Source organism: Limnohabitans sp. 2KL-51 (genome assembly GCF_003063645.1).
Taxonomy (GTDB): Bacteria; Pseudomonadota; Gammaproteobacteria; order Burkholderiales; family Burkholderiaceae_C; genus Limnohabitans_A.
In genome coordinates, this window is record NZ_NESJ01000008.1 from 26,873 (window position 1) to 51,788 (window position 24,916).

The window sequence follows — 24,916 nt, forward strand, 5'->3', positions numbered from 1 at the left end:
GTGAACAATAACCGGGGCTCAATCGACCAGCTTGGGTACAAAGGGGTGCACTTCACCCAGCTCGCCTTTGACGACCTTGGCGGTGCGGATGACGTTAACGGTTTCAATACAGTGGCGGGCGTCGGCCAGGCCGTAGCCTCGGCCCGCCAGGATTTCGCTGTAGCTGGTGGTGTGCAGGTCGGTAAAGCCTTCGCTAAATTCGAGCTGTTCGCCGCTGATGTCGATGTTGCGATAAGTCGTTTTTTTGCCTTGCACTTCGGCGGGCAGGTCGTTCGCGTCAATCGACAAGAACCAGCGCACCCGGGCGCGTTCGTATTCGAGGTAGCCAGCGGCTTTTTGGGTGCCTGTGTGGTGCACGACGTTGCTCTGGAGCTTGCCAAAGATGAAGTGCAGCATGTCGTAGAAGTGCACGCCGATGTTGGTGGCCACGCCAAAGGATTTGCGGTTGTCGCCTTTCCAGCTTTCCATGTACCACTTGCCTCGGCTGGTGATGTAGGTGAGCTCGACGTCAAATTTGGTGTCGGCCGGGGCGGCGGCGACTTTGTCGCGCAGTTTTAGGATGGCGTCGTGGTGGCGCAGTTGCAGGATGTTGTAAACGCGTTTGCCGGTTTCTTGCTCCACCAGGGCCAGCTCGTCCATCAGCTCGGGCGTGGGGACCAAGGGTTTTTCGCAGATGACGTCGCAGCCCAGGCGCAGGCCTGCGGCGATGTGCGGATGGTGCAGGTAGTTGGGCGAGCAGATGGCCACGTAGTCGAGCCGCGTTGCAGGGATGCGCTGCAGCTGGTGGGCAAATTCTTGAAAGCGTTCGAACTCAGTGAAGAATTCGCTGTGCGGCGAGATGCTGTCGATGATGCCGACCGAGTCGTTGATGTCATAGGCCACAGACAGGTTGTGGCCCAGGTCTTTGATGGCCCGCATGTGGCGGGGTGCGATGTAGCCGGCTGCGCCGATGAGTGCGAAGTTTTTCATGGTTTTATGAGGGGCTGTGGCTGCGCTCAGAAGCGGAAGACGGTGAAGCCGGCGTCGGCCATGGCGTGGCGGTCGTACAGGGTTTTGAGGTCGGCGGCCACGGGCTGGTGGGCGGTGCTGCAGTAGCTTTTGAGGGTGTCGGGTGTCAGTGCCCGAAACTCTTTGTGGCCCACGGCGATGACCAGGCTGTCAACGGGGTTCTGGGCATTGACTTCGCCAAGCTCTATGCCGTATTCGTGTTTGACTTCTGCAGCATTGGCCCAGGGGTCGGTGACGACGACGGTGACGCCCCAACTTTGCAGTTCTTTGACCAGGTCGGCCACTTTGCTGTTGCGGATGTCAGGGCAGTTTTCTTTGAAGGTGATGCCCATGACGCCGACTTTGCTGTGGGCCACGTCGATGCCGTTTTGCAGCATGCGTTTGATGACGTTGCGTGCGGCGTATCGGGCCATGTTGTCGTTCATGCGGCGGCCAGCCAGGATGATTTGCGGGTGGTAACCCAGCTCTTCTGCTTTATGGGTCAGGTAATACGGGTCCACACCAATGCAGTGGCCGCCGACCATGCCGGGGCGAAACGGCAGGAAGTTCCACTTGCTGCCTGCGGCCTCCAGCACTTCCAGGGTGTCGATGCCGATGCGCTCGAAAATGACCGAGAGTTCGTTGACGAAGGCGATGTTGAGGTCGCGCTGGCTGTTTTCAATGACCTTGGCGGCTTCAGCCACTTTGAGGCTGCTGGCTTTCCAAGTACCGGCTTTGATGATGCCGTTGTAGAGGGCGTCGACTTCGTCTGCCACTTCGGGCGTGCTGCCACTGGTGATTTTGCGGATGGTGGTGAGGGTGTTGACTTTGTCGCCGGGGTTGATGCGCTCGGGGCTGTAGCCGCAGAAGAAGTCTTGGTTGAACTTGAGGCCGCTGAATTTTTCGAGAACGGGCACGCACACTTCTTCGGTGGCGCCGGGGTAGACGGTGGATTCGTAAATGACGATGTCACCGGCTTTGAGCACTTTGCCCACGGTTTCGCTGGCTTTGACGAGCGGTGTCATGTCGGGGCGGTTGGCCTGGTCCACCGGGGTGGGCACGGTGACGATGTAGATTTTCGCCGCTTGCAGGTCGGCGGCGTTGGCGCTGTAGCGCAGGTGCGTGGCGCTGTGCAGTTCTTCGGGGCTGCATTCCAGGGTGTGGTCTTGCCCGTTTTGCAGTTCGTTGATGCGGGTTGGGTTGATGTCAAACCCGAGCGTGGCGCGGTGTTTGCCAAATTCAACGGCCAGGGGCAGGCCGACGTAGCCCAGGCCAATGATGGCGATGGTTTTGTGTGGGGTCATGTGCTTTGGGGCTGGTCGGCGCTGGGTTGCGCAGTTTCGGACTGCAGGAGCTCGATTTCGGCTTTGAGCGCTTCAAATTCCTGCATTTTGCGTTGCAAAAATCGGCCCGTGAGGGCGGCTTTTTGGGCGATGCCGCTGGGGGTCAACACGTAGATGTAGCCGAATTTGTTTTTCGATTGGCTGAAGTTCTGCATCTTGACCCAGCCTTTGTCGATGAGCGCCCGCAGGCAGTAGTTCAGGCCGCTGGAGCTGATGCCCAGTTGGCTGGCGATCTCGCGCTGCGTCAGGTCGGGGTTGTCTTGCAGCATGCGCAGCACCCGGTAGTTGGTGTCTTCTTGCAGCTGGGATCGGCGGGTGGTCATGGGGGGGATGGATCCCGGGTCGGGGCCCGGGATGACGGGGGCGTGGGCTACTTGAACAATGGGGCACTGGTCTTGTGGCTGCTCTCAAGCGATGCCAATTTTGTGCTCACCAAAATACGCTCAAGCAACTTTGGTCAGATCAATTCTTTCCCACGTAGATAGATTTCTATCTCCAGAAAAGTTTGAATAACAAAGGATGCTTCTTCTGGCAAGAGGTTCAACCGATCCAGACGAGAGGGACTGGCTTCCGGGCTCATATCCGCACCCCTTGTCGCTTGGCTATGGTGTGAATAGGCTCTTCGGATTCCCCTGGGTTACACAGCAACAAATCCACGCAGGTGTCCAGCGCCACTTCCAGTTGCCAGTTAGCTTGCATCTGCTGTTTGAGGCTGATGGGCTGACTGGTTTGCATGAATAAGTCAATATCACCGCCCTTGAGTTGGTCTTGCGTGCGGGAGCCAAACAAGATCACTTGTCCCTGTGGGTCGTAACGACTCAGGATATTTTTGATGGTGTCGATCTGGACGGGTGTCAGGCGCATGGGGTGGCAAATGGGTGATTGGGCGGTGCTAATTGACGGACCGGGGAAAGACTTGGTATTTGTGCAACACCGCTGTGTTGCTCGCCCACCTCGGTCTGCAGGGTTTCGATTTCGGCTTTGAGCGCTTCAAATTCGTGCATTTTGCGATGCAAGAATCGGCCCGTGAGGGCGGCTTTTTGGGCGATGCCGCTGGGGGTCAGGACGTAGATGTAGCCGAATTTGTTTTTCGATTGGCTGAAGTTCTGCATCTTGACCCAGCCTTTGTCGATGAGGGCATTGAGGCAGTAGTTCAGGCCGCTGGTGCTGACGCCGAGTTGGCTGGCGATCTCGCGCTGCGTGAGGTCGGGGTTGTCTTGCAGCATGCGCAGCACCCGGTAGTTGGTGTCTTCTTGCAGCTGGGATCGGCGGGTGGTCATGGGGTTAAAGGTGGCGTGTTGGTGTGGACACGCTTAGCCCGTCATTTGTGATTTGCTTTTGTTTTGGAAGCGGGTCAGCACGGACATGAGCTGGGCTGCAGCTCCGATGGCGGCTTGCAAGCGTTCAAACCGCTCAAGTGCGTTGTCTGGGTAGTCGTGGGCAAACTGGTTGCGGATTTGGCGCAGGGTTTGCCATTCATCAGCGCTGGCCAGCCAACCGAGTTGCTCGAGCCGGGCAAAACGGTCGAGTGCTGACATGGGGGCAACATCTTCGCCCAGTGCTTTGAGCACGGCAGGTACCAGTTTGACGCCCATGTCGTCTTGCAGCCGGGTATATCTGTAGGCAAATTGGTCCAGCAATCGGCGGTCTTCTTTGTTCAAATGGGTGTAGTCGTCCAAACCCATGTCCCGCAGCTGAATGTCTTGCAAGGCCTCTTGTAGTGCTTCGGCATGGCCTTGGCACAGTGACATGCTGTGCTGCAGCGCCAGTTGTTCGGGGGTTTGCTTCATTGGAGTCTGATGCCTGTGGTGTGGGCCACTTCAACAATGGGCCGCTGGTCCTGCGGGTGCTCGACAACGATGTCAATTTTGCGCTCCCCTAGAGCACGCTCCAGCAAGTTCAACATCTTGATTTTTTGCATGAAGGTTTGTTGGGACTTTGAGGAGTCGGTGGCATGTCCGGCCGTGGGGCCTTGTGGGCAAACGAGCAGATCAATGTCGCCGCCTTTTTTGGAGTCATTCACACGAGAGCCGAACAACCAAACCGCCGCCCCTTCACCAAATGCGGCTGTGGCGGCTTGGCGTATGGCTTGAATTTGATCGGTGCTGAGGCGCATGTATTTGCTTCGCGTGTGCCCGTGGAGTTATCTTAACTGTCACCCCGGACTTGATCCGGGGTCCATGTCTTTGGGGGATGGATCCCGGGTCGGGGCCCGGGATGACAGGGGGGCGGGATGACAGAGAAGCAGGAAGGCTACCGCAGTGCGCGCGCTGTTTTGCAGCGGTGCAAATGGGTGTTTTTCGGGGGTCTTGGCGCGGGGTGGCCGGAATGACTGTCCGAAAACGAACAATTCTAGTTGTTGTATGCGGGTTGGGGGTGGTGCGTTACATGTTTTTTTGTCACGGCCCCGGCAGGCGATTGTCTTTGTGGGAGCCCATCCCTGTGGGCGATTGTCTTTGATGCGCATTTGAGGGCGTGTGCCACGCCCATCGCCCACGGGGTGGGCTCCTACAAAATCCATCCTTGGCCTGTCACCCCGCACTGGATGCGGGGTCTGCTAATTGGGTAATTGTGCTCAGATCCCGATTTTTTTCAGAAGTTAGTAGGACGCTTTACTGTTCACCAGCCATAGCCAACACGGCACTGACTAAAGTGGGGGCCATGAAAATTTGACTTTGTGCAATCTGGTCCAACCGTGGCTTAACTTGATCAATCAGGCCTGCTTTTTTGGCCTGGATAAGAACACCTAGCGAGCCAACAACTTTGATTTGGTTAATCTGAGCAACTTTACGGCCGCGCTTGTCGTCAATCAAAAGGTAGTCAGCATTGACGGCTTTGTAAAGAACCATGGCTTGTGTCTCGCCGGCGTCGGCATAGGCGTCAAGATAGACATAACCATTCATGTCAACTTGACGCACTTTGCCTTCTAAGTAAGCTCTCAATCGAAGGGACTGAGATTTGTCGGAAATCGCTACTTCGGAGAACACCGTTTCGGGTACAAGAACTTCACCGAAGAGTTTTTCGAGCCATAAAAGCCCATCACACGTTGCAAGCGCTATGAGTGCGGAGGCGTCAGCAACCAGAATCATGCTGTTTTAAGTTCGGACAATTCTTGCGCTAAATCTTCAGGACTGATGTCCAGCGTTGGCACTTGGTTTGCCTTGCAAACGCTCATGAATTCATAAATGTCAACGCTAGCAATCTGGGCAGCTTTGGCCAGCGTGACGCGGCTTTGCTGATACAACCACAGTGCATAAGAAATGCGGATTTCCTTTTGAACTTGGCTAGCTCCCAAAAAAGAGACAAAGTCGTTAGGCAGTTCTATGGCTATTTGCATGTTGTGCTCCTGCTGGCTATTCGGGCCAGAGCGGCGGCAGTGCCGGCTGGTCGAGGCCCAAGTTTATCGCGCCGCATGGTTGTTCGGGACTTTTTCATTGTCTGGGTGCTGCTGTTCGTTGTGCGGGATTGCGCAGAGGCTGTTGCTTTGGCACGGCCCAACAATTGACATGACATGGGAGTCGTGGCGCACGGGTCTTAGGGGGTTTGCCGGCCGTAGGTGTCTTCAAAGCGGACGATGTCGTCTTCGCCCAGGTAGCTGCCGGATTGGACTTCGATGATTTCGAGCGGGATGATGCCTGGGTTAGACAGGCGGTGCACGGTGCCCAGGGGGATGTAGGTGGATTGGTTTTCTGTCAGGGTCAGCACCTTGTCGCCGTTGGTGATTTCGGCGGTGCCGGTCACCACGATCCAATGTTCGGCGCGGTGGTGGTGCTTTTGCAGGCTGAGGCTGGCTTTGGGTTTGACCAGGATGCGTTTGACCTTGAACCGCCCTCCTTCGTCGATGCTGTCGTACCAGCCCCAGGGGCGGTGCACTTTGCGGTGAAGGGTTTGTTCTTCGCGCTTTGTCGCTTGCAGTTGGGCAACGATGTGCTTGACGTCTTGGCTGCGGTTTTTGTCTACCACCAGCACGGCGTCAGGGGTCTCGATGACAACCAGGTCTCGCACGCCCACCAAACTCACCAGGCGGCTGCTGGCGTGCACCAGGGTGTTGTGGCTGTCTGTGGCCAGCACGTCGCCCACATGGGCGTTGCCTTGGGCGTCTTTGGGCAGCACGTTCCACACCGCGTCCCACGCGCCCAGGTCAGACCAGCCAGCGTCCAGCGGCACCATCTGGATGGGGAATGTACTGCCGGGGCAGTGTTCCATGACGGCGTAGTCGATGGATTCTGAGGGAATGGCGGTGAATTCGGCTTTGCCGGGGCGCACAAAGGCGGCGTCTGTGCTGCGCGTGTCCCAAGCTTGTTGGGTAGCTTGGGCGATGTCGGGCCGAAATTGTTGCAGCGCTTGCAGCCAGACCGAGGCTTTGAGCACGAACATGCCCGCGTTCCAGTAGTAGCCGCCTTGTTGCAGGTAGCTTTCGGCGGTGGCTTGGTTGGGTTTTTCGACGAAGGCTTGTACCGGGATGGTGTGGCGGATTGCCGCGTCGCTTCGCTCCTCGCAATGACGGGGTGCGTGGATGTATCCGTAGCCGGTTTCGGGGTGGTGGGGGGTGATGCCCAGGATCACGATGCTGCCGGTGGCGGCTTGGGCGATTGCTTGGTGCATGGTCGCTGTAAAGGCGGCGGGCTGGGCCACGGTTTGGTCGGCGGGGGTGACGACGAGGATGGGGTCTTGCCCACCTTCCATGGCCGCCAGGGCCGCCAAAGTCAGGGCCGGGGCGGTGTTGCGGCCCACGGGTTCGAGCAGGGCGCGGCCCAGCTCAATGCCCGTTTCGCGCAGTTGTTCGGTCGCCAAAAACCTGTGCTCTTCGCCGGTGACGATGAGCGGGGGGCTGACTTGGATGTGCGCGTTGCCCAGCTGGTTCAGGCGCTGCGCGGCTTGCTGAAACAGACTGTCGTTTCCGGTCAAGCACAAGAATTGTTTGGGGAAGCCTGTGCGCGAAAGGGGCCACAACCGGGTGCCAGAGCCGCCGCACAGGATGACGGGGGTGATGTGTTGGGTTATGGGGGTCATTTGTATTTGGGCAGTGATGTCAGTGAACGGCTTCTGGCCAATGGCAGGCCAGCATTTGAGTCACAGAGAGCAGTCTTTTGTCACGTGTCCAAAGCTTGCACCCTGACAGCCGTGCGCTGGCACAGAGGTGCGCGTCTATGTAGCCAATGCCCCTGCCCATGAGCTTTTGGCTTTCGATGAATTGCATGACTTCTTGGTCCATGGCAGTTTTGACGGGGGGCAGTGCTTGCAGAAGTTCAAGCAAGTTTTGGCGGTTGTGCAGATTGCCGCATGCGAGCTCGCCCACGATGAAGGGGTGGATGACCACCTGTGTTTGTATCAAGGCCTGAACCAGGGCAGGCTCGCCTTGGCGCAAATGATCTATCCAGACCGAGGTGTCAACCAGAATCATGCAGCGGGACGATGCCGTGGGATGTCGGTGAGTTGGGGTTCAGTGCCTGCCAGTTGCGCAAGGCGGTGGGCACTTTCCCGCTGCACCAAGGCCAGTAGGGCTTCACGCAGGAGTTGTGAACGTTCTGTCAGGCCGCTGATTTTTTGGGCCTGTGCCAGCAATTGATCGTCAAGAGTCAGTGTGGTTCGCATGGTGGTTACCTCGATGCATCAATTTTCGCATCATATTATGATGAATTCGATGTTGAATCAAACAGCCGAGGTCATGGTTTGGCAGACCTGACGTGTGGGGGCGCGTTCAGCTCAGCGCTCAGGCTGTCGATTTCGGCGCGCAGGGCTTCGTATTCGGCTTGTTTGCGCTGCAAAAATCGGCTGGTGAGCGCGACTTTTTCCAGAATTCCTTGCGGGGTCAGCACGTAGATGTAGCCAAATTTGTTTTTGGACTGGCTGAAGTTCTGCACCTTGACCCAGCCTTTGTCGATGAGTGCGTTGAGGCAGTAATTAAGCCCGCTGGTGCTGACACCCAGCTGCTGAGCGATTTCGCGCTGTGTCAGGTCGGGGTTGTCTTGCAGCATGCGCAGCACCCGGTAGTTGGTGTCTTCTTGCAGCTGGGATCGGCGGGTGGTCATGGGGGGCGTGTGCAGTGCTTTGGGCAGGCTACCGCAGTGCGCGCGCTGTTTTGCAGCGGGGGCACGGGGGTGTTTTTTCGGGGGTCTTGGCGCGGGGTGGCCGGGTTGACTGTACGAAAACGAACGATTCTAGTTGTTGTATGCGGGTTGGGTAGGGTGCGTTACATGTTTTTTATTGTCATGACTTCAACCCATGACTTGCCAGCGACCGCCTTTGGCGGGTCCGATGCGGGTGAGTTTGCCTTCTGCTCGGAGCTTGCGTATGGCTCGCTCGATGGCACTGTCTGATTTGCCAAGCTTTTGGGCGAGTTCAGAAATGGTTGCATCGGGGGCCGCTCTAAGCAGGGTAATAATCAGGTTTGGCGTTTTCTCCGGCGTTTTCTCCAGCGTTTTCTCCGGCGTTTTTTCTGGCGGTCGTACAAAAGTCATCACCACCGATTAGGTGCGCTCTTGCATTAGGTTTTCAGGTTGATGAAGTCCATGGGGGGATCAGTGCAGTTGCCAGGGATTAATGACTTGCAGGCCGTCGATGCCTCCAAAGTCTTTGGTGTTGCGGGTGACGAGCTGGAGGTTGGCAGCGAGGGCGATAGCGGCAATTTGGGCGTCTGGTATGTCAATGGGTCTAGCTGTTGCTCATGGCTTGCTGAAGTCTGGCAATGGACGCGAGGTGGTGCGCTCAGGCAAAACCAGGCCATCACCGCCTAAGCCTTTGAACCGCTGGTTGATACGAAGCGCAAAGCTCAGCCCACTGTCTTGGCTGGCATCTTGTGCCAAGGTGGTTTGCAAGATATTTCGGACCTCTTGCTCCATGGACACGCCGTGGCTTGCCGCGCGCATGCGCAGGCTGGCTTTGAGCTTGTCGTCGATGTTTCGGATCGTGATGCTGCTCATACAAGGCTCCTCAAAGTGATTGCAATGATTGTGCCATGGGGGGTCAGATCCCGATTGTTCAGCCGCCCACCACTTCAATGACACGCATCACTTCGGCCGCAGCCTCGGCGGGCGACAGGCCAAACGAATCACATTCGGTCATTGCGTTGGTCAGTGTCGAATCGCGCCCTTGCGCACCGCAAATGAATTCCTGATATCCCTGCCCTGAGTTGGTGGGCAACACATCGTATGCCGGGGCCAGCCTCAGTCGTCCATGCTCAAAAGGGTTCACGACGAGCAAGGAATGGTTCTTTTCATGGTCGTCGGTGTTGTTCATCAAGATGTTGAACACCATGCGCCGAAACAACTCCTCAGCGTCCAGCAAGTTCACCCCGTTTTGTGCCACACCCGCACGCCTTAAAAGGCGCGCCAACTCGGGATAGCCCAGCTGCGGCTCTTGTCCCGCCGCTGTTGCTGCTCGAATCGCCGAGTGCCATGGGGGTCAGATCCCGATTGTTACAGCAATCTGTTATACGAACGGATTGATGACTTTTAAGCTATTTTCAAAGAGCCGCCCATGTTGCATATCCTCAGAACAAAGCGTGTCGCAGTCAGCAAGTAAAGCCGCGGCAACAATCAAGGCATCCCAATTGGACAGTTGGTGATTGATGGCGAGTTCGGCACTTTTGCGAATCACTGCTTCATCCACGGGTACCACGTTGACCTTATTCATCACGGTGTCAGCGAAGGCGTAGGCCTGAACTTTGTCAAAGTTGAATTTCTTCAGGCAAACATTCACGCATTCATTGATAACTTGGGAACTGACCATGGGGCCAGTGGTGACGAGTTGTCGAGCCACCGTTTTCTTGTGCGTATCTTGTCCGATCGTGTAGAGGACAATGTTGGTATCAAGAAATGATTTGGCGGTCATAACAGGCATCGCGATCAAAATTGCCATCAAACACCGAGCCAAATTGGTCAAAGTCATTGACGTTTTGATCCGTTTTATCAGCGTGTTTGAGTTTGCTTTTTAAATAACCAACAAAATCAAGCACTTCGCGCGCTTGCATTTCGGGTAAAAAACGTATTTCTTCAACAATTTTCTTGACAGTATTCATGAATTTTTACTCCAGAGCGATGCGGCCATTGCGGACGAGAGTCGTTTCATCTCAAACAACTTGACAGCCATGGCCAGTTTTGCGTCTTGCATAAATTGCTGTGGGCTGCACTGAGCTGCGTCGGGCATGTGAGCGGGTACTTCAACAAGTATTTGCATGGTGTGCTCCTGCTGGCAATGCGGGCCAAAGCGGCTGAAGTGTTGGCTGGCCAAGGCCCGAGTTTATCGCGCCTCATGGATCAGGCCCTATCCTGCGTTAATTGGGGTCAGATCCCAATTGTTTGAATACTCAAGGAGCCTGTGGGGGCCTTGGTTGAGCGTCGGCAACAAGAAAGAAGCAGCTTAGAGTGGCTTGAACCTCTCGAAAAAGTGGGCTTGCGAGAGAACTTCAACACCCTGATGCATGCGCACATCTGTCAGGTCTGGATCGCCAGAGATGAGGATGCTGGCTCCGGCATCAAGGGCCAGTGCAATGAATTTATCGTCTGTGGAATCACGACTGACGACAACCTCTGCCGTCACCTCGAAGTGCTGCATGGACTGGGCAATCTTGACCAAGTGCGCCATGCTGCCGGAGTCCCCAAAATACCGGTCAAACTTTGGCCGCGCTATGCGCGTCTCCAGCTCATGCCAAGTCTGCTGATTTTGAGCAATCACAAAGTGCTCAACGGCGAGGGCCAGAACTTGGGCAGTCTTGGACTGGGGTAACAGGCCGGCACTGATCAGGACGTTGGTGTCTATGACAATGTACGCGGGCTTAGTCTTCATGGAGCATGCGCGTGACGTCTGCTTCGGTCAGGCCTTCTTCGGCGGCTTTGTTGCTCATTTTTGCGAGGTGCTGACGCATTGAGTCACCAGCTTCTTTGCCGCGCAGCGGGTAGTTTTCACTGACGAGCATGGCCACCTGAAACGGGATGGTGCGCATGCTTGCTTGGTAGTCTTCATAAGACAGAACAACGGCCACCGGGCGGCCACGTCGGGTGACAGCGACGGGTTGCCGCTGGGATGCATCAATGAGCATCCCAAATTGATTCTGAGCAGCAAGAGAGGTCATGGTGAGCATGTTCGTCGCTCCTTTGAATAGGTGTTACAGCTATTCTCGCTGTTTCGATTCTTTGGGGTCAGATCCCGATTGTTTCGTTGTTATTTGAATGGTCCTTTGCGAGGCTTCTTGGATGCAGGTTTGTCAAATTGCTCCGGCGAAAAGCCCGTTCGCTGCGCCAACAAGTAGTCGGCATCAATTTGCTGGGCCAAGCTCTTGATGTCTCTTTGACTCACACCTTGCGCATTAAAGTGTGATTTCCAGTCGCTCACCACTTCAATGACACGCATCACTTCGGCTGCAGCCTCGGCAGGCGACAGGCCAAATGCATCACATTCGGTCATCGCGTTGGTCAGTGTCGAATCGCGCCCATGTGCACCGCAAATGAATTCCTGATAACCCTGCCCTGAGTTGGTAGGCAACACATCGTATGCCGGGGCCAGCCTCAGTCGTCCATGCTCAAAAGGGTTCACGACGAGCAAGGAATGGTTCTTTTCATCGTCGTCGGTGTTGTCCATCAAGATGTTGAACACCATGCGCCGAAACAACTCTTGAGCGTCCAGCAAGTTCACCCCGTTTTGTGCCACACCCGCCCGCCTTAAAAGACGCGCCAACTCGGGATAGCCCAGCTGTGGCTCTTGTCCCGCCGCTGTTGCAGCTCGAATCGCCGTACCTGCCGAAATGCTGTGAATGCGGACACCGGATGCGCGGTCAAATCGCCGGATAGCCACAGCATGCAAGCCGAGCAAGGGCACCACTTGCGTTTGTGCCACTGTGATGCCCGCCATCGCGGCCAAGCGCATGCTGGCATGCTCGATCAGAGGGGCATCTACGGGCTCGTTGTTGAAAAATTTGATCACCCACTGTTCACCATCGATGGTAATCAGCGCTTTGGGCTTGGCACCCCCCAAGGGGCTCCCGCCTCCGGCCAAGATTTTGGCCTCCAAAACGGTCAGTGGTTCAGCCGCTTCAATCTTGGCGGCCACTTCACTCAACTGTTGTGCATCTTGCAGCCTTGGCAGTGGCCCCGAGGGCTTGGGCACATAGGCGCTGGCAGAGGTCGAGACACCCAATGCGCCAAAGCGGTCATCCCCTGCGTAATACAGATATTCCATCAAGGACAGTCGCTGGGGCCGGTCCACAAAGCGAATGACTTTTTCACCCCAACGGTCTGGCCTGGCGTCGTCTACGGCCCCCACCGCATGGGGCGCATCCATCAGCAATCGGCCCTGCGGCAAAAACTCGGTGTCGACCAGTGGCAAATCTTCGCTGAGTGCGAACCCCTTTGCCAGCCATTCCTGACCGTAGTGCAGCGATACACCCTTGCCCGCGGCCACCAGTTTGAGTGCCCCCACATAGCGCGGCTCAGCCGGATCGCCCAAAAACCACAAGTGCAGATCATCGAGCCTCATGGATCAGGCCTTGTCCAACGTTTTTTTGCGGCTGTTGGTCGTGCGCGATTGTGCAGAGGCCTTTGCCCTGGCTCGGCCCAGCGCCACCGCCTCACGAATGTCCATCTCGATGGCACCACGGTCTTGTTCTGGCGCAGCCAGGTGGCTCAGTTCTCCGTCGCGCTGAATCAGCCACAGCGCTGTCGCCACAATGCCAATGCTGACCGCTGGGTCTCCAGACTCCAGCCGCTGCAGCGTGGGCACCGAAACCCCCATGCGCATCGCCCAGGTTTTGAGCGACTCTTTTCGCCGCAACCGGGCAACCGCCAGATCAGCCCCAAGCTTTTCAATCGCTGCAGACGTTGAAGGCGGTAACTGCACCAGGGCACGAGCGGTTTTAGGCATGAAAATAGATATTTTTGAAAATTGATATTTTATATACATCTATATTTACATCAAGTGAGTCGTCTGGTTTGGGACATGGATTGACATGAATTGGGGTCACATGAATTGGGGTCAGATTCCGATTGTTTTGTCATCCCGGACCTGATCCGGGATCCATGTCTTCGGGGGATGGATCCCAGGTCGGGGCCCGGGATGACGCGGGGGGCGGCATTCTGGCTCGATATGCAATGCTTGGTAAGTCCAGGTGTGTTACCATGAATCACACCTGCAGGCCTCGTATCATGCGAAAACCACCCAAAGAATCTCTGCTTGAACAAGCGCGCCACGAGCTCAAGCAGAAATCAGGCGGCGGGATATTGCGCTACGAGGTCTGGGGGTATGTTGAAAACGGAAAAACCTTTGTGACCCGCTACAACATGGCCTATATCAACCAGGCAGTCTGTAGCAAAGACAACGGTCGAGTACTGGGCTACGACAATGCACACGGCTATCACCATCGGCACTACATGGGGTCGGTTGAAGCTTGTGATTATGTGAGTCACGTTGAAACGGTTGAGCGTTTTCAGGCGGAGTGGATCGAGATCGTGAACAATTTGAAAGGGAAATCGTCATGACCAAAGTCGTTGTACGAACGGACGATGTGTCGGGCTTCTTTGTCAGGGCCAAGGATGCGGCACGTCGCGCCGATCAGGGTAAGCCCTTTGACGGTCGTATCACCCTGTCGTTTGAAGACCCACAACGGATGTTTGCGGTTTTGTCGGAAGCACGTCGCAAACTGATGCTTGAGGTCATGCATGAACCTCAAACCATCAGTCAGCTCTCCTCACGATTGCACCGTAACCGTTCGGCAATCACAAAGGATGTTGGCCTGCTTGAAAAGCTGGGGTTGATCGTTTCCAACCGTGAAGCCAACCCTGGCCACGGCATCCAGAAAATGGTCCGTGCAGTTGCCCCAAAAATCGAACTGGTAGCGACTTTGGGTTAGTGTTGACAGACAGCGCCGTGCGCTTGGTCATTCCCTCGGCAATACCAGCATGTTGCCGTGCGCCAGGCGCAGGAAGGGCCGGTTCTCCTTCGGGTGTGTTTGTGTGAGTCCACCTCTGTGGGCGATTGTGTTTTATGTGCAATTGAGGGCGTGTTCCACGCCCATCGCCCACGGGGTGGGCTCCTACAAAAAACCATCCCTGGCCTGTCATCCCGCACTGGATGCGGGGTCCATTTCCCCTGCTGGCATGGATCCCGGGTCGGAGTCCGGGATGACGAATAGCTGGATCTAGGGCGTCAGTTGGCGCTCTCGGTTGTGTTGGGCCAAGGGTTGATGACTGGAGTTGCCAGATCGTCAAAGTGGCGGGTGTTGCGTGTGGCCAACGTGGCACTTTGGGCAAGCGCTATGCCGGCAATGAAGGTGTCGCGCATGTCAACGGGCCGACCGCGTTTTTTACGCTCGGCGGCCAGATGGGCGGCCAAGTGAGCAGCTCGTACATCAAACACAAGCACCCTGTTGGCCAGGTCGGACTGCACCAGTTGCTCAAAGCGCTGTTGCAGCTGTGTTTTGCGCTGGCTGTCTGGCAGAAGCGCCAGGCCGTAACGGGCCTCAAACAGGGTGATGCTGCTGATCCAGATGGCCTCGGCTGCTTGTGCATCGAGCCAGTTCACGACCACTGGGTCGGGCTGCTGCTGCATCAGTGCCGAAAGCACATTGGTGTCGAGAATGATCATGTACCAAAACTCATGGGCTCGATGGGTTGACCGCGCAGTTCGGGCAAGGGCTCGGCAAGCCCGATGTCGGCAAACCGGGCTGCGATGCGTGACCCCAGTTGGCTGGTGACGGTGGACTCTTCATTGACGGCTCGCCGAAGAATGCAGCGAACCTCTTCTTCCATGCTCCAGCCGTGCAAGCTGGCACGCTGTTTGAGCGCCAGTTTGATGTCTTCTTCAAGGTTCCGAACGATGACTTGTGCCATGACTGCCTCCAGTGCTGTGGGTATTTTTCAAGATTGATATCATGATATCAATTTTTGAAAGGGTGCTTGTCGAACCCTCAATGCTCGACCCACGGGGATCGGTTTTCGGTCGGTGCCTTTAGGGCACTCTTAGGTGGCTATCGGCCCTGCCAGCATGGATCCTGGACCTTCGTCCAGGATGACGAATACCTGGATCCCGGGTCATCGCACGGGATGACAAAAATAGGTCATGCGGTTTTTTCAACCCAATCGGTTTTTTGATTTCAAAGAGGTAATTTTAGGATTGGCGACACCGGTCAATCATCGAGCAACAGGGTAATCACACCCATCAAAGCGGCCATCTTTTTAGGGTCAAAAAAGTTGGCTGTCACCTCTTTGGCCTGATCCGCCGTGACCGTGCAAGTGTTGTTCGTTCCCGCAGAAGCACAGGCCCCGCCCCACCCCTTGAACGTGCTGCCTGCAGCGGGTGTGGCCAGCAGCGTGGTAATGCTGTTCAGCATCTTGGTGTAGGTGCATGTACTGGTACAGCTGACTTGCTCATGGCTGATGGTGCCTTGGCCTATGCCGACCTTGCGCACCGTGAGCATGGGGGCTTCTTGCCAGCTGACGTCGAGCGTGACGCCGCTGTAGGTGCTCAAAGCGTCAAGCCGCACGAAATACACGGTGGATTGGCTGTGTTCAGCGTCAAAATTGCATGTCGCTTGGTTGCCGGATACGGTGCTTGCGCAGGCATTGGCCGTGGTTGTGGGGACTTGGCCAATGCCCACATACAAGTTGGAATCTCCGGTGCCGCCACTGGTGCGCACCGAAACGCGTGTTGCCCATTGGGGCACCGTAAATTGGTAATAGGCCGACACGCCCGCTGCAGCAGCCAAGTTGGTGAGCGAGCGGCCTTGACTCAACACGGCTGGGCTGGCCGCCGCCGGAACAAAGCTGGCTTGCACCGAGTTGCTGCCGCTGGCACTTGCTGTGAAGCTGCAGGTGCCGGTGCCGCTACAAGGGCCGCTCCAGCCGCCAAAGCTGGAGCCGCTGGCCGGCGTTGCAGTAAGCGAGACCACAGTGCCAGGGGCAACGCTGGCCTGGCTGCTGCTGCAGGTGTTGTCGCAGGCCAGGCCGGCAATGGCGCTGCTGACGCTGCCGCTGCCACTGCTTTGTTTGGCCACCGAGACGGTGATGTTGACAGGCGCAGCATCAAATAGCGCGCTGACATTGCGAACCTGGTCCATGCTCAACGTACAGCTGCCGGTGCCGCTGCATGCGCCACTCCAGCCTGCAAAAACTGACCCTGCCGTGGCAGTGGCAGTCAGGGTCACGCTCGAGTTGGCCCCCAACGTGGCAGAACAGCTGCTGCCGCAAGAGATCAAGGGTTTGTCAAAGCTGATGCCTGTTTGTGAGACGAGCCAACTGCGGTAGTTGGCCACCCGGGTGTAAACACCGGGGTAGGTGGGCTCTGAACAGCCATTGCCGTAACTGACAATGCCTGCCAATGCGTAGCTGCCTCGGCCGTTCGATACAACAAGAGGCCCCCCGCTGTCGCCCTGGCAAGAGTCTTTGCCCCCAGCCAAATAGCCCGCGCAGATCATGTTGTCGGTGATGCCGTTGCCATAGCCGCTTGAACTTCTGCAGACGGCTGTGCTGATGATGGGCATGCTGGCTTGTTGCAAGTTGGCGGACAGGTTGCCTGAGTAAGTTGTGCCCCAGCCTGTGACGGTGGATGTATCGTTGTTTGCGGCCCAGAGGGCTTCGTTGTCCAGCGAGATGGGGTCAATGGGTTGTACGGCTGCGTTGAGGACGACGGGCGTTGCCAGCTGCAGCAGCGCAATGTCGTTGTCGAAGGTGGCACTTTGGTAGCTGCCATGCACCACGATGCGCGAGACCGTGACCATTTGACCGCCGCTGCCGCTGGTCAAAGATCCGGCCCGCACTTGCAACGCACTGGGGGAGATGGTGGTGCCGTTGCTGACCACGCAGTGCGCCGCCGTCACCACCCAGGTGCTGGACAGCAGCGATCCACCACAAGAGAGGTTGTTGTTGGTGTCTTCAAGACTGACCTGCCAGGGCCATGAGTTGGCCGCTGCGCTGCTGCCACCCACGATTCTGGTGTTGACGGCGGGCGCTGGCATGGCATAACTGGTGTTGATGGCCGTTGAGGCGACCGTGCCTTGGCCAACCCCGGTTTTGCTGACTGTGAGGGTGTAAGGGATTTCGTAGCTGTATTCAAGACTGGTGTTGCTGAAGTCGGCATACGGATCCAGGCGAACAAAATACTGGCCATTGGTGCTTTGGCTGACAGGAATGACACACAACTCTTCATTGTCACCGCGGTAAGAGGCGCAGTCGTAGTCAGTGGCGCTGGCTGCTTGCTCGGCATTGACCAGCAGGTCCGCGTCGCCTGTGCCGCCCGATAGCTTGAACGTCAGGTTGACGGCGTTGCTCGGAATGAGCATGGAGAAATCAAGGGGGCTGCCCATGGTGGCGGCAAGCGATGCAAAGCTGCCGCTGACGATGCCTGCGCTCGATGGGGTGACGAAATTGGCAGTCACTGCTTTGCCACCGTTCATGGCCACGGTGCAGCTGCCCGACCCTTGGCATGCACCCGACCAACCCACAAAAATACTGCCCGTGGCTGCAGTGGCCAGGAGTGTGACGGACGCACCGCTGTTGAAGTTGGCTGTGCAGGTGCCCGGGCAATTGATGCCGCTGGGGTTGCTGGTGATGGTGCCTGATCCCCCTCCGGCAGAGCTGACTTGCAGGGCATATTGACTGCTGACTGCCGTGTTGAATTGCGCAGTGACGGTCAGGCTAGACGACAGAGAGACGGTGCAGCTCAAGCCACTGCCCGAGCAAGCGCCAGTCCATCCGGCAAACTGCGAGCCTGTGGCCGGGCTGGCCGTGAGCGTGATGGACGTGCTGGCTGGAAAAGTGGCAGTGCAGGTGCTGCCGCAGTTGATGCCACTGGGTGTGCTGGTGACCGACCCCGTGCCAGTTCCGTCTTTGGTCACGGTCAGGGTGTTGTTGACTACCACCGCATCAAACTGTGCGATCACATTGCGTGCTTGGTCCATGCTGACTGTGCAACTGCCCGACCCTAGGCAAGCGCCAGACCATCCGACAAACTGCGAGCCCGTTGCTGCGCTGGCCGTGAGCGTGACAGAGGTGCCATGCGCAAAGGATTGTGTGGCCGATGGGCAGTTAGCATCGCAACTGAGGCCGGCAGGGGAACTGCTGACAGTGCCTTGGCCGGTGCCGGATTTGGACAGTGTGAGCAATCTTTGCGTGATGTTGAAGGTGGCAACCACGGTACGGGGTGATTGCATGTCCAAGGTGCAGCTGGCGGTACCAGTGCAAGCGCCCGACCAACCGATGAATGTCGAGCCCGTTGCCGGGCTGGCCGTGAGCGTGACGGTGGTGCTGGCAGGAAAAGTGGCAGTGCAGGTGCTGCCGCAATTGATGCCACTGGGTGTGCTGGTGACCGAACCCGTGCCAGAGCCGTCTTTGGTCACGGTCATGGTGTTGTTGACAGCGCTGGCATCAAATTGTGCGCTGACATTGCGTGCTTGGTCCATGCTCACTGTGCAGCTGGCGGTGCCGCTGCATGCGCCACTCCAGCCTGCAAAAACTGACCCTGCCGTGGCGGTGGCAGTCAAAGTCACGCTCGAGTTGGCCCCTAACCTGGCAGAACAGCTGCTGCCGCAAGAGATCAAGGGTTGGTCAAAGCTGATGCCTGTTTGTGAGACGAGCCAACTGCGGTAGTTGGCCACCCGGGTGTAAACACCGGGGTAAGTGGGCAGTGCACAGCCATTGCCGTAACTGACAACGCCTGCCAGTGCATAACCCCCGCGGCCATTGGCCACCACCAAAGGCCCCCCGCTGTCCCCTTGGCAAGAGTCTTTGCCCCCAGCCAAATAGCCCGCGCAGATCATGTTGTCGGTGATGCCGTTGCCATAGCCGCTTGAACTTCTGCAGACGGCTGTGCTGATGATGGGCATGCTGGCTTGTAGCAAGTTGGCGGCCAGAGTGCCGCCAGAGCTCGAAGTACCCCAACCGGTGACGGTGGATGTGTCGTTGTTTGCGGCCCAGAGGGCTTCGTTGTCCAGCGAGATGGGGTCAATGGGTTGTACGGCTGCGTTGAGGACGACGGGCGTTGCCAGCTGCAGCAGTGCAATGTCGTTGTCGAAGGTGGCACTTTGGTAGCTGCCATGCACCACGATGCGCGAGACCGTGACCATTTGACCGCCGCTGCCGCTGGTCAAAGATCCGGCCCGCACTTGCAACGCACTGGGGGAGATGGTGGTGCCGTTGCTGACCACGCAGTGCGCCGCCGTCACCACCCAGGTGCTGGACAGCAGCGATCCACCACAAGAGAGGTTGTTGTTGGTGTCTTCAAGACTGACCTGCCAGGGCCATGAGTTGGCCGCTGCGCTGCTGCCACCCACGATTCTGGTGTTGACGGCGGGCGCTGGCATGGCATAACTGGTGTTGATGGCCGTTGAGGCGACCGTGCCTTGGCCAACCCCGGTTTTGCTGACCGTGAGGGTGTAAGGTATTTCGTAGCTGTATTCAAGACTGGTGTTGCTGAAGTCGGCATACGGATCCAGACGAACAAAGTACTGGCCATTGGTGCTTTGGCTGACAGGAATGACACACAACTCTTCATTGTCACCGCGGTAAGAGGCGCAGTCGTAGTCAGTGGCGCTGGCTGCTTGCTCGGCATTGACCAGCAGGTCCGCGTCGCCTGTGCCGCCCGATAGCTTGAACGTCAGGTTGACGGCGTTGCTCGGAATGAGCATGGAGAAATCAAGGGGGCTGCCCATGGTGGCGGCAAGCGATGCAAAGCTGCCGCTGACGATGCCTGCGCTCGATGGGGTGACGAAATTGGCAGTCACTGCTTTGCCACCGTTCATGGCCACGGTGCAGCTGCCCGACCCTTGGCATGCACCCGACCAACCCACAAAAATACTGCCCGTGGCTGCAGTGGCCAGGAGTGTGACGGACGCACCGCTGTTGAAGTTGGCTGTGCAGGTGCCCGGGCAATTGATGCCGCTGGGGTTGCTGGTGATGGTGCCTGAGCCCCCTCCGGCAGAGCTGACTTGCAGGGCATATTGACTGCTGACTGCCGTGTTGAATTGCGCAGTGACGGTCAGTCTGGACGACAGAGAGACGGTGCAGCTCAAGCCACTGCCCGAGCAAGCGCCAGACCATCCGGCAAACTGGGAACCTGTGGCCGGGCTGGCCGTGAGCGTGACGGAGGTGCCTTGCACAAAAGATTGTGTTGACGATGTGCAGATGGCATTGCAACTGAGGCCAGCAGGCGTGCTGCTGACGCTGCCTTGGCCGGTGCCGGATTTGGACACTGTGAGCAATCTTTGCGTGATGTTGAAGGTGGCCCCCACATCTCGGGATGATTTCATGTCCAAGGTGCAGCTGGCGGTGCCAGAGCAGGCGCCCGACCAGCCGATGAATGTCGAATCGCTTGCAGGGGTTGCAGTGAGCGTGACGGTGGTGGTTTCAGTAAAAGTGGCAGTGCAAGTGCTGCCGCAGCTGATGCCACTGGGTGTGCTGGTGACCGACCCGGTGCCGGTGGCGTTGACGTCTTTCGTCACGGTCATGGTGTTGTTGACCGTTATGGTGTCGGCGGGCAAATAGGTTTGCGAGGCATTTTGCATGACTTGCGCAACCCGGGATGGATTGGATCCATAGGCATGGTCGGTTCCAAAGGTCCATCCAATGTTGGTAAAGCCGCCGGCGACCTGATGGCAATAACTCATGATCAGTCCACCACGTTGGCCCCGAGTCCCCCCGGTGGCAGCGCCCAGCCCAGGCAAAGAACCCGTGGTGCACTCATCGATGGCGCCGCCTGTCGTTGAGCCTAGGTAGGGCGCTGCAAAGGCATGGGTGTGGTCGCTGCCAAATGCGTGGCCGAGTTCGTGCGCCACCACGATGGAGTCCCAAATGATTGTCGGGTTGGCCAGACTGAAATTGCCCTGGATACTGCCACTGACGCCATAGGCAACATTGGGTCTGTGCAGCGAGTTCATGTAGGCAACCCCGCCGCCGAGGCTGGCACCGCTCAGCAGGTGTACGTGGTTTCGCGGCAAGCTGATCAAGGGGGCGGTATTCCAGCGTGATCGCAGTTGCGAAAGTGCATTCGTGGTTGTGGTGAACGTCCAGGGGTCGGCAGCGGTGCTGTAAACATCGATTTGCTTGATGTTGAGTCGTGTGCTGATTTCGGATTGGTATTTGGCACTGACGTAAGCAAACAGGTCGGTGACGTAGTTGGCGGTAGCGGTGGCATTGCCGAATTTCTGAAACAAGGGGTAGTCTGTTTCGACGTACACATCGGCCCGGCGTGGGGTCAGGGCTTTTCCGGTCAAGATGTTGGAGGTGATGGCATCTTGCAATTGTTGGCGCAATGCAAGTGAACTTGCGTCTAAAAACTGCGGCTGATCGGCTGTTTCGGCGTCGCATTGAAAGGGCCGATCGTTTGGGGGGCCATCCGTTTCCTGGGTTCTTGAGCTCAGCGTTCTGCCGGTGGCATCAAAAACATGTTCACTGACAAAAATGCGTTCGCCCAAGTGAACGATGCCTTTCATATTGCCCTGGTCGTCTATCTGCCAGAAAACAAAACTACCGGGCTGGCCGTCAATAGACCCTTTGAAGTAATGACGTGGCGTGAGAGCTCGAATGGTTTGCAAACCCCCATCGTGAACAACAATTTGGGTGTCTTGATTGCCAACCTCGAACTTTTGGAGTGTGAGTGATTGAGGTCCCGCGGCGGTGACGGCGATGTCGTCCAGAACCAAGCTTTGTCCGGCTGTCAACGCTGATGCTTTGCTCAGCAGCAATTGAGAAGTCACCGTGCTGGCCCGGATTTTTTCTGGCAATTGCGCCAGAACGGGCTGCATGGTCAACATGAAGGCCGCAAAAATCAGTGTACTGACAAAGCGGTAAATATGCCGGAGGGTCATTAGGTTGAGAAGGTGGTTTGGCCTACCAAGTCATGCTCATGTCGTACAGGATTTCAATTTATTAATTGTACGGGTTTTGCCTTTTCTCTGGGTCAACCAACCCATCCAACGGGTCGGACATTGCCAGTCAGATCCGTGCAGAGTTTTTGTAAATGGGCTTGGCCAATTCAATCTCCGCCCTGCCCTTCAAAGATATGTTCCACATTGGAACTGGCATGACCATTGAATGGTCGGGGATGACAAAATACTCGGATCCCGGATTCGGGTTGGGATGACTTTGGGGTGGTGCGAATGGTGAATGAAATCAGGGGTGTTTTGTGAATCAAACTGTTGAGTGGTCGAATCCTTTTGCGCGGGTGAGCTGGTTGTGGGCTGGGCTGGCTTTGGGTTGGGCGGTGGTCTCGATCTTGGGGCATTTGCCGTTTTCGATTTGGCTGGTGAGCCAACGAGCGGGGGCGTCTGGGCCTTGGGCTTTCAAGGATGCTGTGCCGTATGTCTCGATGTTGGCGGCGTTGGTGTTGTGCTTGTGGGTGTGGCGGCAATCGCGCTCCGCAAGCTCTGCACGGCTGCGCGTGGTGGGGCTGTCTTGGCTGGTGTGGCTGGCCTGTTGTGTCATGGTGGACCGTTGGCTGACGTTCACGGTGAACGAATACGCGCATTACCCGCAATTTGCGCTGCTGGCTTGGCTTTGGGCTCGGGCCTTGGATGGGGAACGAACGCGTTGGCCTGTCTTGAGCGTGGTCTTGATCACCACGCTGCTCGGGGCCCTGGATGAGACGGCGCAATACCTTTGGACCACCCAAAGCTACAGCCACTATCTGGATTTCAACGATTGGCTGGTCAATGGGCTGGCGGCTTGGGCGGGGGTGATGTTGTTTTATGGTTTTCACGAGCCTGCGCCGTCAGCATCCCTGTTGAGTTGGCGCTCGCGCGCCGCTTGGGTTGCTGCAGCGCTGGTGTTGGCGCTGTGTACTGCGCTGGCGACATGTGGCTGTGTGCGCCTGACGCCCGACCCGGGTGTGCAAATCGGACCCGGCGGGATGGACCAAAAGGTGCTGTATTTGCAGCGGGCTGAGGGGTGGTACGGCCATTGGCACCCGGGGCCACGGCATGGGCGCTATTGGGTGATTCATCCCCTGCCGGCGCTGGCTTTGCTGGGTTTGGGCTTGGTGGGTGTGGCTGCTTTTGCGCGCAGCGCTTCAGGCTCTGGGGGTACCGAACGTTCGCCTAGGCCTCAGGCATCGACCCTGAACAGCCCACTGCACAGTCAAGGCCCATCACAGTGAAGCGGTTCTGGACGGTGTGCCGTCAAGGGTCTTATTCAACGCACACGGCGATGTAGGTCAACACAAACACGCCATTGGGGGGGATCTTTCGCCAGTAGCCCATCTCTTTGACTTCGGCGACTTTGTTGCCGGTGAGTTTGGGGCCAGCGTAACTGGTCATCTGCCCCAATCGGTGCATTTTGTAAGTGCAGTCGTATTCGTTCAGGTAGCGCCTGGACCGCACCCCTTCGGCGTCCGGTGTTTTGAGGTCCTGCATTTCCCAGACCCGGCGGATGTTGTCATCCCGCTCGATGCTTTTGCGGTTCACGAACAGCGTCACGTCCTGGGTTTCGCCGATGCGGGTCCAGGCCTGGGCGGTCAGTGGGCTCAGGCCGCCGGCCAAGCCTGCACAGCACAGGCTCCAGCGCACTACAGCACGCATTGAAAATGCTCGCATCGTCATGTTTGTTCTCAAAAATAAGTGCCCGCCAGGGTGATGGCTTGACCACCGGTGCCCAATTTGAAGCGAGAGATGCCCGGCAGATCGTGGGTGTTGACGCCCCCCAGATCGAGCAGCTCGACGCCTTGCTCTTGCAAGTAAGCCATGGCCTGCCAGAGCAATGCGTTGTGGGCATTGATTTGCCGGCCCTCTTCGTCAGCCCAGCCCATATGGTAACTGGCCACTCGGCCATGAATCAGAAAGAGCATGCCCCCCACGGTGTTCTTGCCGAGTTCTGCATAGGCCACCACAAAGGCCTGACGCGGGTCGGTCGCAGCGGCGATGTAGGCCTGCACAAAATCGGTGGGCAAGCCATGGAATTTTTTCGCTTCGCGCTGGGCCAGTTCCTGGCCCAGCAGCCAATCACAACGCTTGCGGCTCGGTTGTACATGGACGCGCAGCTTCAAATTGGCCTGCACTTTGTTCAAGCGGTTGCGCCACTTGCCCTCGAGCTGGGCTTTCAAAGTAGTGAGCGGCTGAGTCAAGTCGAGCAGCACCGTGGAGTAGCCAGTCATCACCCGCGACAGGCCTCGGGTTTCGAGCGGATCGAGTTGTTCGCCGGTGCGGTCGGGCGAAAACAAGGGGACTTTCAGGCGCGGCAGCGGGATCGTTTGGCGCAGGCGCTTGTAGATGTCCGCACGTTGCGCGGGGCTGAGGTCGGGATGAAAGATCGGGCCCCGCGTGCAAGAGGCCAAAGAGATGTAGCCCAGCACCCGTTTGCACATGAATTGGGCAATGGCCACCAGTTGGCCTTCTTGCCAGACCATGGCCCGCGACATGTTCACACCCAATGCGGTCAAGGCTTCGCCGTAGTTCCATGCCTGCTGCAAAGCGCCGCGCTGGGTCGAATGAAATTCTTCCCAATCGGCTTGTGGCAATTGCTCCCATTTCAAATCCATCTCGTCATAATAGGCAAATTTTTCAAATTCGACTCAAGATAACGCATTTGAAACCGATAAATACAGGTGTTAACGGAAAAAATGAGCTCGTCATCTCCTAAAGAACATGCCATCTTGGGGCATGACATTTCTAA

Annotated in this window: 31 protein-coding genes; 3 read left to right on the forward strand and 28 right to left on the reverse strand. The window is 57.2% G+C overall.

The window, feature by feature from the left end; all coding sequences use genetic code 11:
• Positions 1 to 18: 18 nt before the first annotated feature.
• The 23 genes from B9Z49_RS09810 to B9Z49_RS09920 all read right to left on the reverse strand — a co-directional run bounded on the left by B9Z49_RS09810 (position 19) and on the right by B9Z49_RS09920 (position 13,187).
• Positions 19 to 969, reverse strand: coding sequence for a Gfo/Idh/MocA family protein (locus B9Z49_RS09810; RefSeq protein ID WP_108353272.1), 951 nt, complete (start codon positions 967 to 969; stop codon positions 19 to 21).
• Between the two features lie 26 nt (positions 970 to 995).
• Complete coding sequence (locus tag B9Z49_RS09815) at positions 996 to 2,291, reverse strand: nucleotide sugar dehydrogenase (protein WP_108353273.1); 1,296 nt, start codon at positions 2,289 to 2,291, stop codon at positions 996 to 998.
• Positions 2,288 to 2,653 (reverse strand): MarR family EPS-associated transcriptional regulator, encoded by a 366-nt coding sequence (locus B9Z49_RS09820; protein WP_108353274.1) that lies wholly within the window; start codon positions 2,651 to 2,653, stop codon positions 2,288 to 2,290. Before B9Z49_RS09820 ends, B9Z49_RS09815 begins: the two co-directional genes overlap by 4 nt.
• Positions 2,654 to 2,906: 253 nt before the next feature.
• Positions 2,907 to 3,194 carry a nucleotidyltransferase domain-containing protein gene (locus B9Z49_RS09825; RefSeq protein WP_108353275.1) on the reverse strand — a complete coding sequence of 96 codons (288 nt, stop codon included), beginning with the start codon at positions 3,192 to 3,194 and terminating at the stop codon, positions 2,907 to 2,909.
• Positions 3,185 to 3,610, reverse strand: a complete 426-nt coding sequence (locus B9Z49_RS09830) for a MarR family EPS-associated transcriptional regulator (RefSeq protein WP_108353276.1) — start codon at positions 3,608 to 3,610, stop codon at positions 3,185 to 3,187. Before B9Z49_RS09830 ends, B9Z49_RS09825 begins: the two co-directional genes overlap by 10 nt.
• Positions 3,611 to 3,643: 33 nt before the next feature.
• A complete protein-coding gene (locus tag B9Z49_RS09835; protein WP_108353277.1) occupies positions 3,644 to 4,120 on the reverse strand; it encodes a hypothetical protein in 477 nt (158 codons plus the stop codon).
• Complete coding sequence (locus B9Z49_RS09840) at positions 4,117 to 4,446, reverse strand: nucleotidyltransferase domain-containing protein (protein ID WP_108353278.1); 330 nt, start codon at positions 4,444 to 4,446, stop codon at positions 4,117 to 4,119. Before B9Z49_RS09840 ends, B9Z49_RS09835 begins: the two co-directional genes overlap by 4 nt.
• 496 nt (positions 4,447 to 4,942) lie before the next feature.
• A complete protein-coding gene (locus B9Z49_RS09845; protein ID WP_108353279.1) occupies positions 4,943 to 5,419 on the reverse strand; it encodes a DUF3368 domain-containing protein in 477 nt (158 codons plus the stop codon).
• Complete coding sequence (locus tag B9Z49_RS09850) at positions 5,416 to 5,667, reverse strand: UPF0175 family protein (RefSeq protein WP_108353280.1); 252 nt, start codon at positions 5,665 to 5,667, stop codon at positions 5,416 to 5,418. The genes B9Z49_RS09845 and B9Z49_RS09850 overlap by 4 nt, the downstream gene beginning before the upstream one ends.
• A gap of 197 nt (positions 5,668 to 5,864) precedes the next feature.
• Positions 5,865 to 7,343 (reverse strand): mannose-1-phosphate guanylyltransferase/mannose-6-phosphate isomerase, encoded by a 1,479-nt coding sequence (locus tag B9Z49_RS09855; RefSeq protein ID WP_108353281.1) that lies wholly within the window; start codon positions 7,341 to 7,343, stop codon positions 5,865 to 5,867.
• A gap of 19 nt (positions 7,344 to 7,362) precedes the next feature.
• Positions 7,363 to 7,734 (reverse strand): type II toxin-antitoxin system VapC family toxin, encoded by a 372-nt coding sequence (locus B9Z49_RS09860; RefSeq protein WP_108353282.1) that lies wholly within the window; start codon positions 7,732 to 7,734, stop codon positions 7,363 to 7,365.
• Positions 7,731 to 7,925 carry a type II toxin-antitoxin system VapB family antitoxin gene (locus tag B9Z49_RS09865; RefSeq protein ID WP_108353283.1) on the reverse strand — a complete coding sequence of 65 codons (195 nt, stop codon included), beginning with the start codon at positions 7,923 to 7,925 and terminating at the stop codon, positions 7,731 to 7,733. Before B9Z49_RS09865 ends, B9Z49_RS09860 begins: the two co-directional genes overlap by 4 nt.
• Positions 7,926 to 7,996: 71 nt before the next feature.
• A complete protein-coding gene (locus tag B9Z49_RS09870) occupies positions 7,997 to 8,362 on the reverse strand; it encodes a MarR family EPS-associated transcriptional regulator (RefSeq protein WP_108353284.1) in 366 nt (121 codons plus the stop codon).
• A 186-nt stretch (positions 8,363 to 8,548) separates the two neighbouring features.
• On the reverse strand, positions 8,549 to 8,791 hold the full coding sequence (locus B9Z49_RS09875) for a winged helix-turn-helix transcriptional regulator (protein WP_108353285.1): 243 nt from the start codon (positions 8,789 to 8,791) through the stop codon (positions 8,549 to 8,551).
• A gap of 204 nt (positions 8,792 to 8,995) precedes the next feature.
• Positions 8,996 to 9,253, reverse strand: a complete 258-nt coding sequence (locus B9Z49_RS09880) for a pantothenate metabolism flavoprotein (protein WP_108353286.1) — start codon at positions 9,251 to 9,253, stop codon at positions 8,996 to 8,998.
• A 58-nt stretch (positions 9,254 to 9,311) separates the two neighbouring features.
• Positions 9,312 to 9,716 (reverse strand): HipA domain-containing protein, encoded by a 405-nt coding sequence (locus B9Z49_RS09885; protein WP_108353287.1) that lies wholly within the window; start codon positions 9,714 to 9,716, stop codon positions 9,312 to 9,314.
• A 45-nt stretch (positions 9,717 to 9,761) separates the two neighbouring features.
• The gene (locus tag B9Z49_RS09890) at positions 9,762 to 10,163 is read right to left on the reverse strand and encodes a PIN domain-containing protein (RefSeq protein WP_108353288.1); all 402 of its coding nucleotides are present in this window, start codon (positions 10,161 to 10,163) and stop codon (positions 9,762 to 9,764) included.
• On the reverse strand, positions 10,141 to 10,350 hold the full coding sequence (locus tag B9Z49_RS09895) for a hypothetical protein (protein WP_108353289.1): 210 nt from the start codon (positions 10,348 to 10,350) through the stop codon (positions 10,141 to 10,143). Before B9Z49_RS09895 ends, B9Z49_RS09890 begins: the two co-directional genes overlap by 23 nt.
• Positions 10,347 to 10,508, reverse strand: a complete 162-nt coding sequence (locus B9Z49_RS09900) for a UPF0175 family protein (protein WP_108353290.1) — start codon at positions 10,506 to 10,508, stop codon at positions 10,347 to 10,349. The genes B9Z49_RS09895 and B9Z49_RS09900 overlap by 4 nt, the downstream gene beginning before the upstream one ends.
• A gap of 183 nt (positions 10,509 to 10,691) precedes the next feature.
• Positions 10,692 to 11,117 carry a putative toxin-antitoxin system toxin component, PIN family gene (locus B9Z49_RS22555; RefSeq protein WP_108353291.1) on the reverse strand — a complete coding sequence of 142 codons (426 nt, stop codon included), beginning with the start codon at positions 11,115 to 11,117 and terminating at the stop codon, positions 10,692 to 10,694.
• Complete coding sequence (locus B9Z49_RS09910; protein WP_108353292.1) at positions 11,107 to 11,412, reverse strand: type II toxin-antitoxin system Phd/YefM family antitoxin; 306 nt, start codon at positions 11,410 to 11,412, stop codon at positions 11,107 to 11,109. Before B9Z49_RS09910 ends, B9Z49_RS22555 begins: the two co-directional genes overlap by 11 nt.
• A gap of 80 nt (positions 11,413 to 11,492) precedes the next feature.
• Positions 11,493 to 12,803, reverse strand: a complete 1,311-nt coding sequence (locus B9Z49_RS09915) for a type II toxin-antitoxin system HipA family toxin (protein WP_108353293.1) — start codon at positions 12,801 to 12,803, stop codon at positions 11,493 to 11,495.
• A gap of 3 nt (positions 12,804 to 12,806) precedes the next feature.
• The gene (locus B9Z49_RS09920) at positions 12,807 to 13,187 is read right to left on the reverse strand and encodes a DNA-binding protein (protein ID WP_108353294.1); all 381 of its coding nucleotides are present in this window, start codon (positions 13,185 to 13,187) and stop codon (positions 12,807 to 12,809) included.
• A 281-nt stretch (positions 13,188 to 13,468) separates the two neighbouring features.
• On the opposite strand from B9Z49_RS09920, the gene B9Z49_RS09925 reads away from it, so the two are divergent.
• Together B9Z49_RS09925 and B9Z49_RS09930 are read left to right on the forward strand one after the other, a co-directional pair.
• The gene (locus tag B9Z49_RS09925; RefSeq protein ID WP_108353426.1) at positions 13,469 to 13,801 is read left to right on the forward strand and encodes a DUF6516 family protein; all 333 of its coding nucleotides are present in this window, start codon (positions 13,469 to 13,471) and stop codon (positions 13,799 to 13,801) included.
• On the forward strand, positions 13,798 to 14,172 hold the full coding sequence (locus tag B9Z49_RS09930) for an HTH domain-containing protein (RefSeq protein WP_108353295.1): 375 nt from the start codon (positions 13,798 to 13,800) through the stop codon (positions 14,170 to 14,172). Before B9Z49_RS09925 ends, B9Z49_RS09930 begins: the two co-directional genes overlap by 4 nt.
• Before the next feature lie 296 nt (positions 14,173 to 14,468).
• Here B9Z49_RS09930 and B9Z49_RS09935 read toward each other — a convergent pair whose 3' ends face one another.
• The 3 genes from B9Z49_RS09935 to B9Z49_RS21790 form a co-directional block, all read right to left on the reverse strand.
• Positions 14,469 to 14,906 (reverse strand): type II toxin-antitoxin system VapC family toxin, encoded by a 438-nt coding sequence (locus B9Z49_RS09935; protein WP_108353296.1) that lies wholly within the window; start codon positions 14,904 to 14,906, stop codon positions 14,469 to 14,471.
• Complete coding sequence (locus B9Z49_RS09940) at positions 14,903 to 15,151, reverse strand: toxin-antitoxin system (protein ID WP_108353297.1); 249 nt, start codon at positions 15,149 to 15,151, stop codon at positions 14,903 to 14,905. Before B9Z49_RS09940 ends, B9Z49_RS09935 begins: the two co-directional genes overlap by 4 nt.
• A gap of 296 nt (positions 15,152 to 15,447) precedes the next feature.
• Complete coding sequence (locus tag B9Z49_RS21790; protein ID WP_158273472.1) at positions 15,448 to 22,119, reverse strand: trypsin-like serine protease; 6,672 nt, start codon at positions 22,117 to 22,119, stop codon at positions 15,448 to 15,450.
• Between the two features lie 317 nt (positions 22,120 to 22,436).
• Here B9Z49_RS21790 and B9Z49_RS10005 point away from each other — a divergent pair, with 317 nt between their 5' ends.
• Entirely contained in the window at positions 22,437 to 23,405 is a 969-nt protein-coding gene (locus B9Z49_RS10005; protein ID WP_146188514.1) for a VanZ family protein, read from the forward strand.
• A gap of 31 nt (positions 23,406 to 23,436) precedes the next feature.
• On the opposite strand, the gene B9Z49_RS10010 is transcribed toward B9Z49_RS10005, so the two are convergent.
• Together B9Z49_RS10010 and B9Z49_RS10015 are read right to left on the reverse strand one after the other, a co-directional pair.
• The gene (locus tag B9Z49_RS10010; protein ID WP_108353300.1) at positions 23,437 to 23,847 is read right to left on the reverse strand and encodes a surface-adhesin E family protein; all 411 of its coding nucleotides are present in this window, start codon (positions 23,845 to 23,847) and stop codon (positions 23,437 to 23,439) included.
• Positions 23,848 to 23,855: 8 nt separating this feature from the next.
• Positions 23,856 to 24,782 carry a GNAT family N-acetyltransferase gene (locus B9Z49_RS10015; RefSeq protein WP_108353301.1) on the reverse strand — a complete coding sequence of 309 codons (927 nt, stop codon included), beginning with the start codon at positions 24,780 to 24,782 and terminating at the stop codon, positions 23,856 to 23,858.
• Positions 24,783 to 24,916: the final 134 nt, after the last annotated feature.

What these genes read in the sequence shown, in the direction of transcription:
- B9Z49_RS09810 (WP_108353272.1), bottom strand. Translation starts at nt 969, where the DNA reads ATGAAAAACTTCGCACTCATCGGCGCAGCCGGCTACATCGCACCCCGC.
- B9Z49_RS09815 (WP_108353273.1), bottom strand. Translation starts at nt 2,291, where the DNA reads ATGACCCCACACAAAACCATCGCCATCATTGGCCTGGGCTACGTCGGC.
- B9Z49_RS09820 (WP_108353274.1), bottom strand. Translation starts at nt 2,653, where the DNA reads ATGACCACCCGCCGATCCCAGCTGCAAGAAGACACCAACTACCGGGTG.
- B9Z49_RS09825 (WP_108353275.1), bottom strand. Translation starts at nt 3,194, where the DNA reads ATGCGCCTGACACCCGTCCAGATCGACACCATCAAAAATATCCTGAGT.
- B9Z49_RS09830 (WP_108353276.1), bottom strand. Translation starts at nt 3,610, where the DNA reads ATGACCACCCGCCGATCCCAGCTGCAAGAAGACACCAACTACCGGGTG.
- B9Z49_RS09835 (WP_108353277.1), bottom strand. Translation starts at nt 4,120, where the DNA reads ATGAAGCAAACCCCCGAACAACTGGCGCTGCAGCACAGCATGTCACTG.
- B9Z49_RS09840 (WP_108353278.1), bottom strand. Translation starts at nt 4,446, where the DNA reads ATGCGCCTCAGCACCGATCAAATTCAAGCCATACGCCAAGCCGCCACA.
- B9Z49_RS09845 (WP_108353279.1), bottom strand. Translation starts at nt 5,419, where the DNA reads ATGATTCTGGTTGCTGACGCCTCCGCACTCATAGCGCTTGCAACGTGT.
- B9Z49_RS09850 (WP_108353280.1), bottom strand. Translation starts at nt 5,667, where the DNA reads ATGCAAATAGCCATAGAACTGCCTAACGACTTTGTCTCTTTTTTGGGA.
- B9Z49_RS09855 (WP_108353281.1), bottom strand. Translation starts at nt 7,343, where the DNA reads ATGACCCCCATAACCCAACACATCACCCCCGTCATCCTGTGCGGCGGC.
- B9Z49_RS09860 (WP_108353282.1), bottom strand. Translation starts at nt 7,734, where the DNA reads ATGATTCTGGTTGACACCTCGGTCTGGATAGATCATTTGCGCCAAGGC.
- B9Z49_RS09865 (WP_108353283.1), bottom strand. Translation starts at nt 7,925, where the DNA reads ATGCGAACCACACTGACTCTTGACGATCAATTGCTGGCACAGGCCCAA.
- B9Z49_RS09870 (WP_108353284.1), bottom strand. Translation starts at nt 8,362, where the DNA reads ATGACCACCCGCCGATCCCAGCTGCAAGAAGACACCAACTACCGGGTG.
- B9Z49_RS09875 (WP_108353285.1), bottom strand. Translation starts at nt 8,791, where the DNA reads ATGACTTTTGTACGACCGCCAGAAAAAACGCCGGAGAAAACGCTGGAG.
- B9Z49_RS09880 (WP_108353286.1), bottom strand. Translation starts at nt 9,253, where the DNA reads ATGAGCAGCATCACGATCCGAAACATCGACGACAAGCTCAAAGCCAGC.
- B9Z49_RS09890 (WP_108353288.1), bottom strand. Translation starts at nt 10,163, where the DNA reads ATGACCGCCAAATCATTTCTTGATACCAACATTGTCCTCTACACGATC.
- B9Z49_RS09895 (WP_108353289.1), bottom strand. Translation starts at nt 10,350, where the DNA reads ATGAATACTGTCAAGAAAATTGTTGAAGAAATACGTTTTTTACCCGAA.
- B9Z49_RS09900 (WP_108353290.1), bottom strand. Translation starts at nt 10,508, where the DNA reads ATGCAAATACTTGTTGAAGTACCCGCTCACATGCCCGACGCAGCTCAG.
- B9Z49_RS22555 (WP_108353291.1), bottom strand. Translation starts at nt 11,117, where the DNA reads ATGAAGACTAAGCCCGCGTACATTGTCATAGACACCAACGTCCTGATC.
- B9Z49_RS09910 (WP_108353292.1), bottom strand. Translation starts at nt 11,412, where the DNA reads ATGCTCACCATGACCTCTCTTGCTGCTCAGAATCAATTTGGGATGCTC.
- B9Z49_RS09915 (WP_108353293.1), bottom strand. Translation starts at nt 12,803, where the DNA reads ATGAGGCTCGATGATCTGCACTTGTGGTTTTTGGGCGATCCGGCTGAG.
- B9Z49_RS09920 (WP_108353294.1), bottom strand. Translation starts at nt 13,187, where the DNA reads ATGCCTAAAACCGCTCGTGCCCTGGTGCAGTTACCGCCTTCAACGTCT.
- B9Z49_RS09925 (WP_108353426.1), top strand. Translation starts at nt 13,469, where the DNA reads ATGCGAAAACCACCCAAAGAATCTCTGCTTGAACAAGCGCGCCACGAG.
- B9Z49_RS09930 (WP_108353295.1), top strand. Translation starts at nt 13,798, where the DNA reads ATGACCAAAGTCGTTGTACGAACGGACGATGTGTCGGGCTTCTTTGTC.
- B9Z49_RS09935 (WP_108353296.1), bottom strand. Translation starts at nt 14,906, where the DNA reads ATGATCATTCTCGACACCAATGTGCTTTCGGCACTGATGCAGCAGCAG.
- B9Z49_RS09940 (WP_108353297.1), bottom strand. Translation starts at nt 15,151, where the DNA reads ATGGCACAAGTCATCGTTCGGAACCTTGAAGAAGACATCAAACTGGCG.
- B9Z49_RS21790 (WP_158273472.1), bottom strand. Translation starts at nt 22,119, where the DNA reads ATGACCCTCCGGCATATTTACCGCTTTGTCAGTACACTGATTTTTGCG.
- B9Z49_RS10010 (WP_108353300.1), bottom strand. Translation starts at nt 23,847, where the DNA reads ATGACGATGCGAGCATTTTCAATGCGTGCTGTAGTGCGCTGGAGCCTG.
- B9Z49_RS10015 (WP_108353301.1), bottom strand. Translation starts at nt 24,782, where the DNA reads ATGGATTTGAAATGGGAGCAATTGCCACAAGCCGATTGGGAAGAATTT.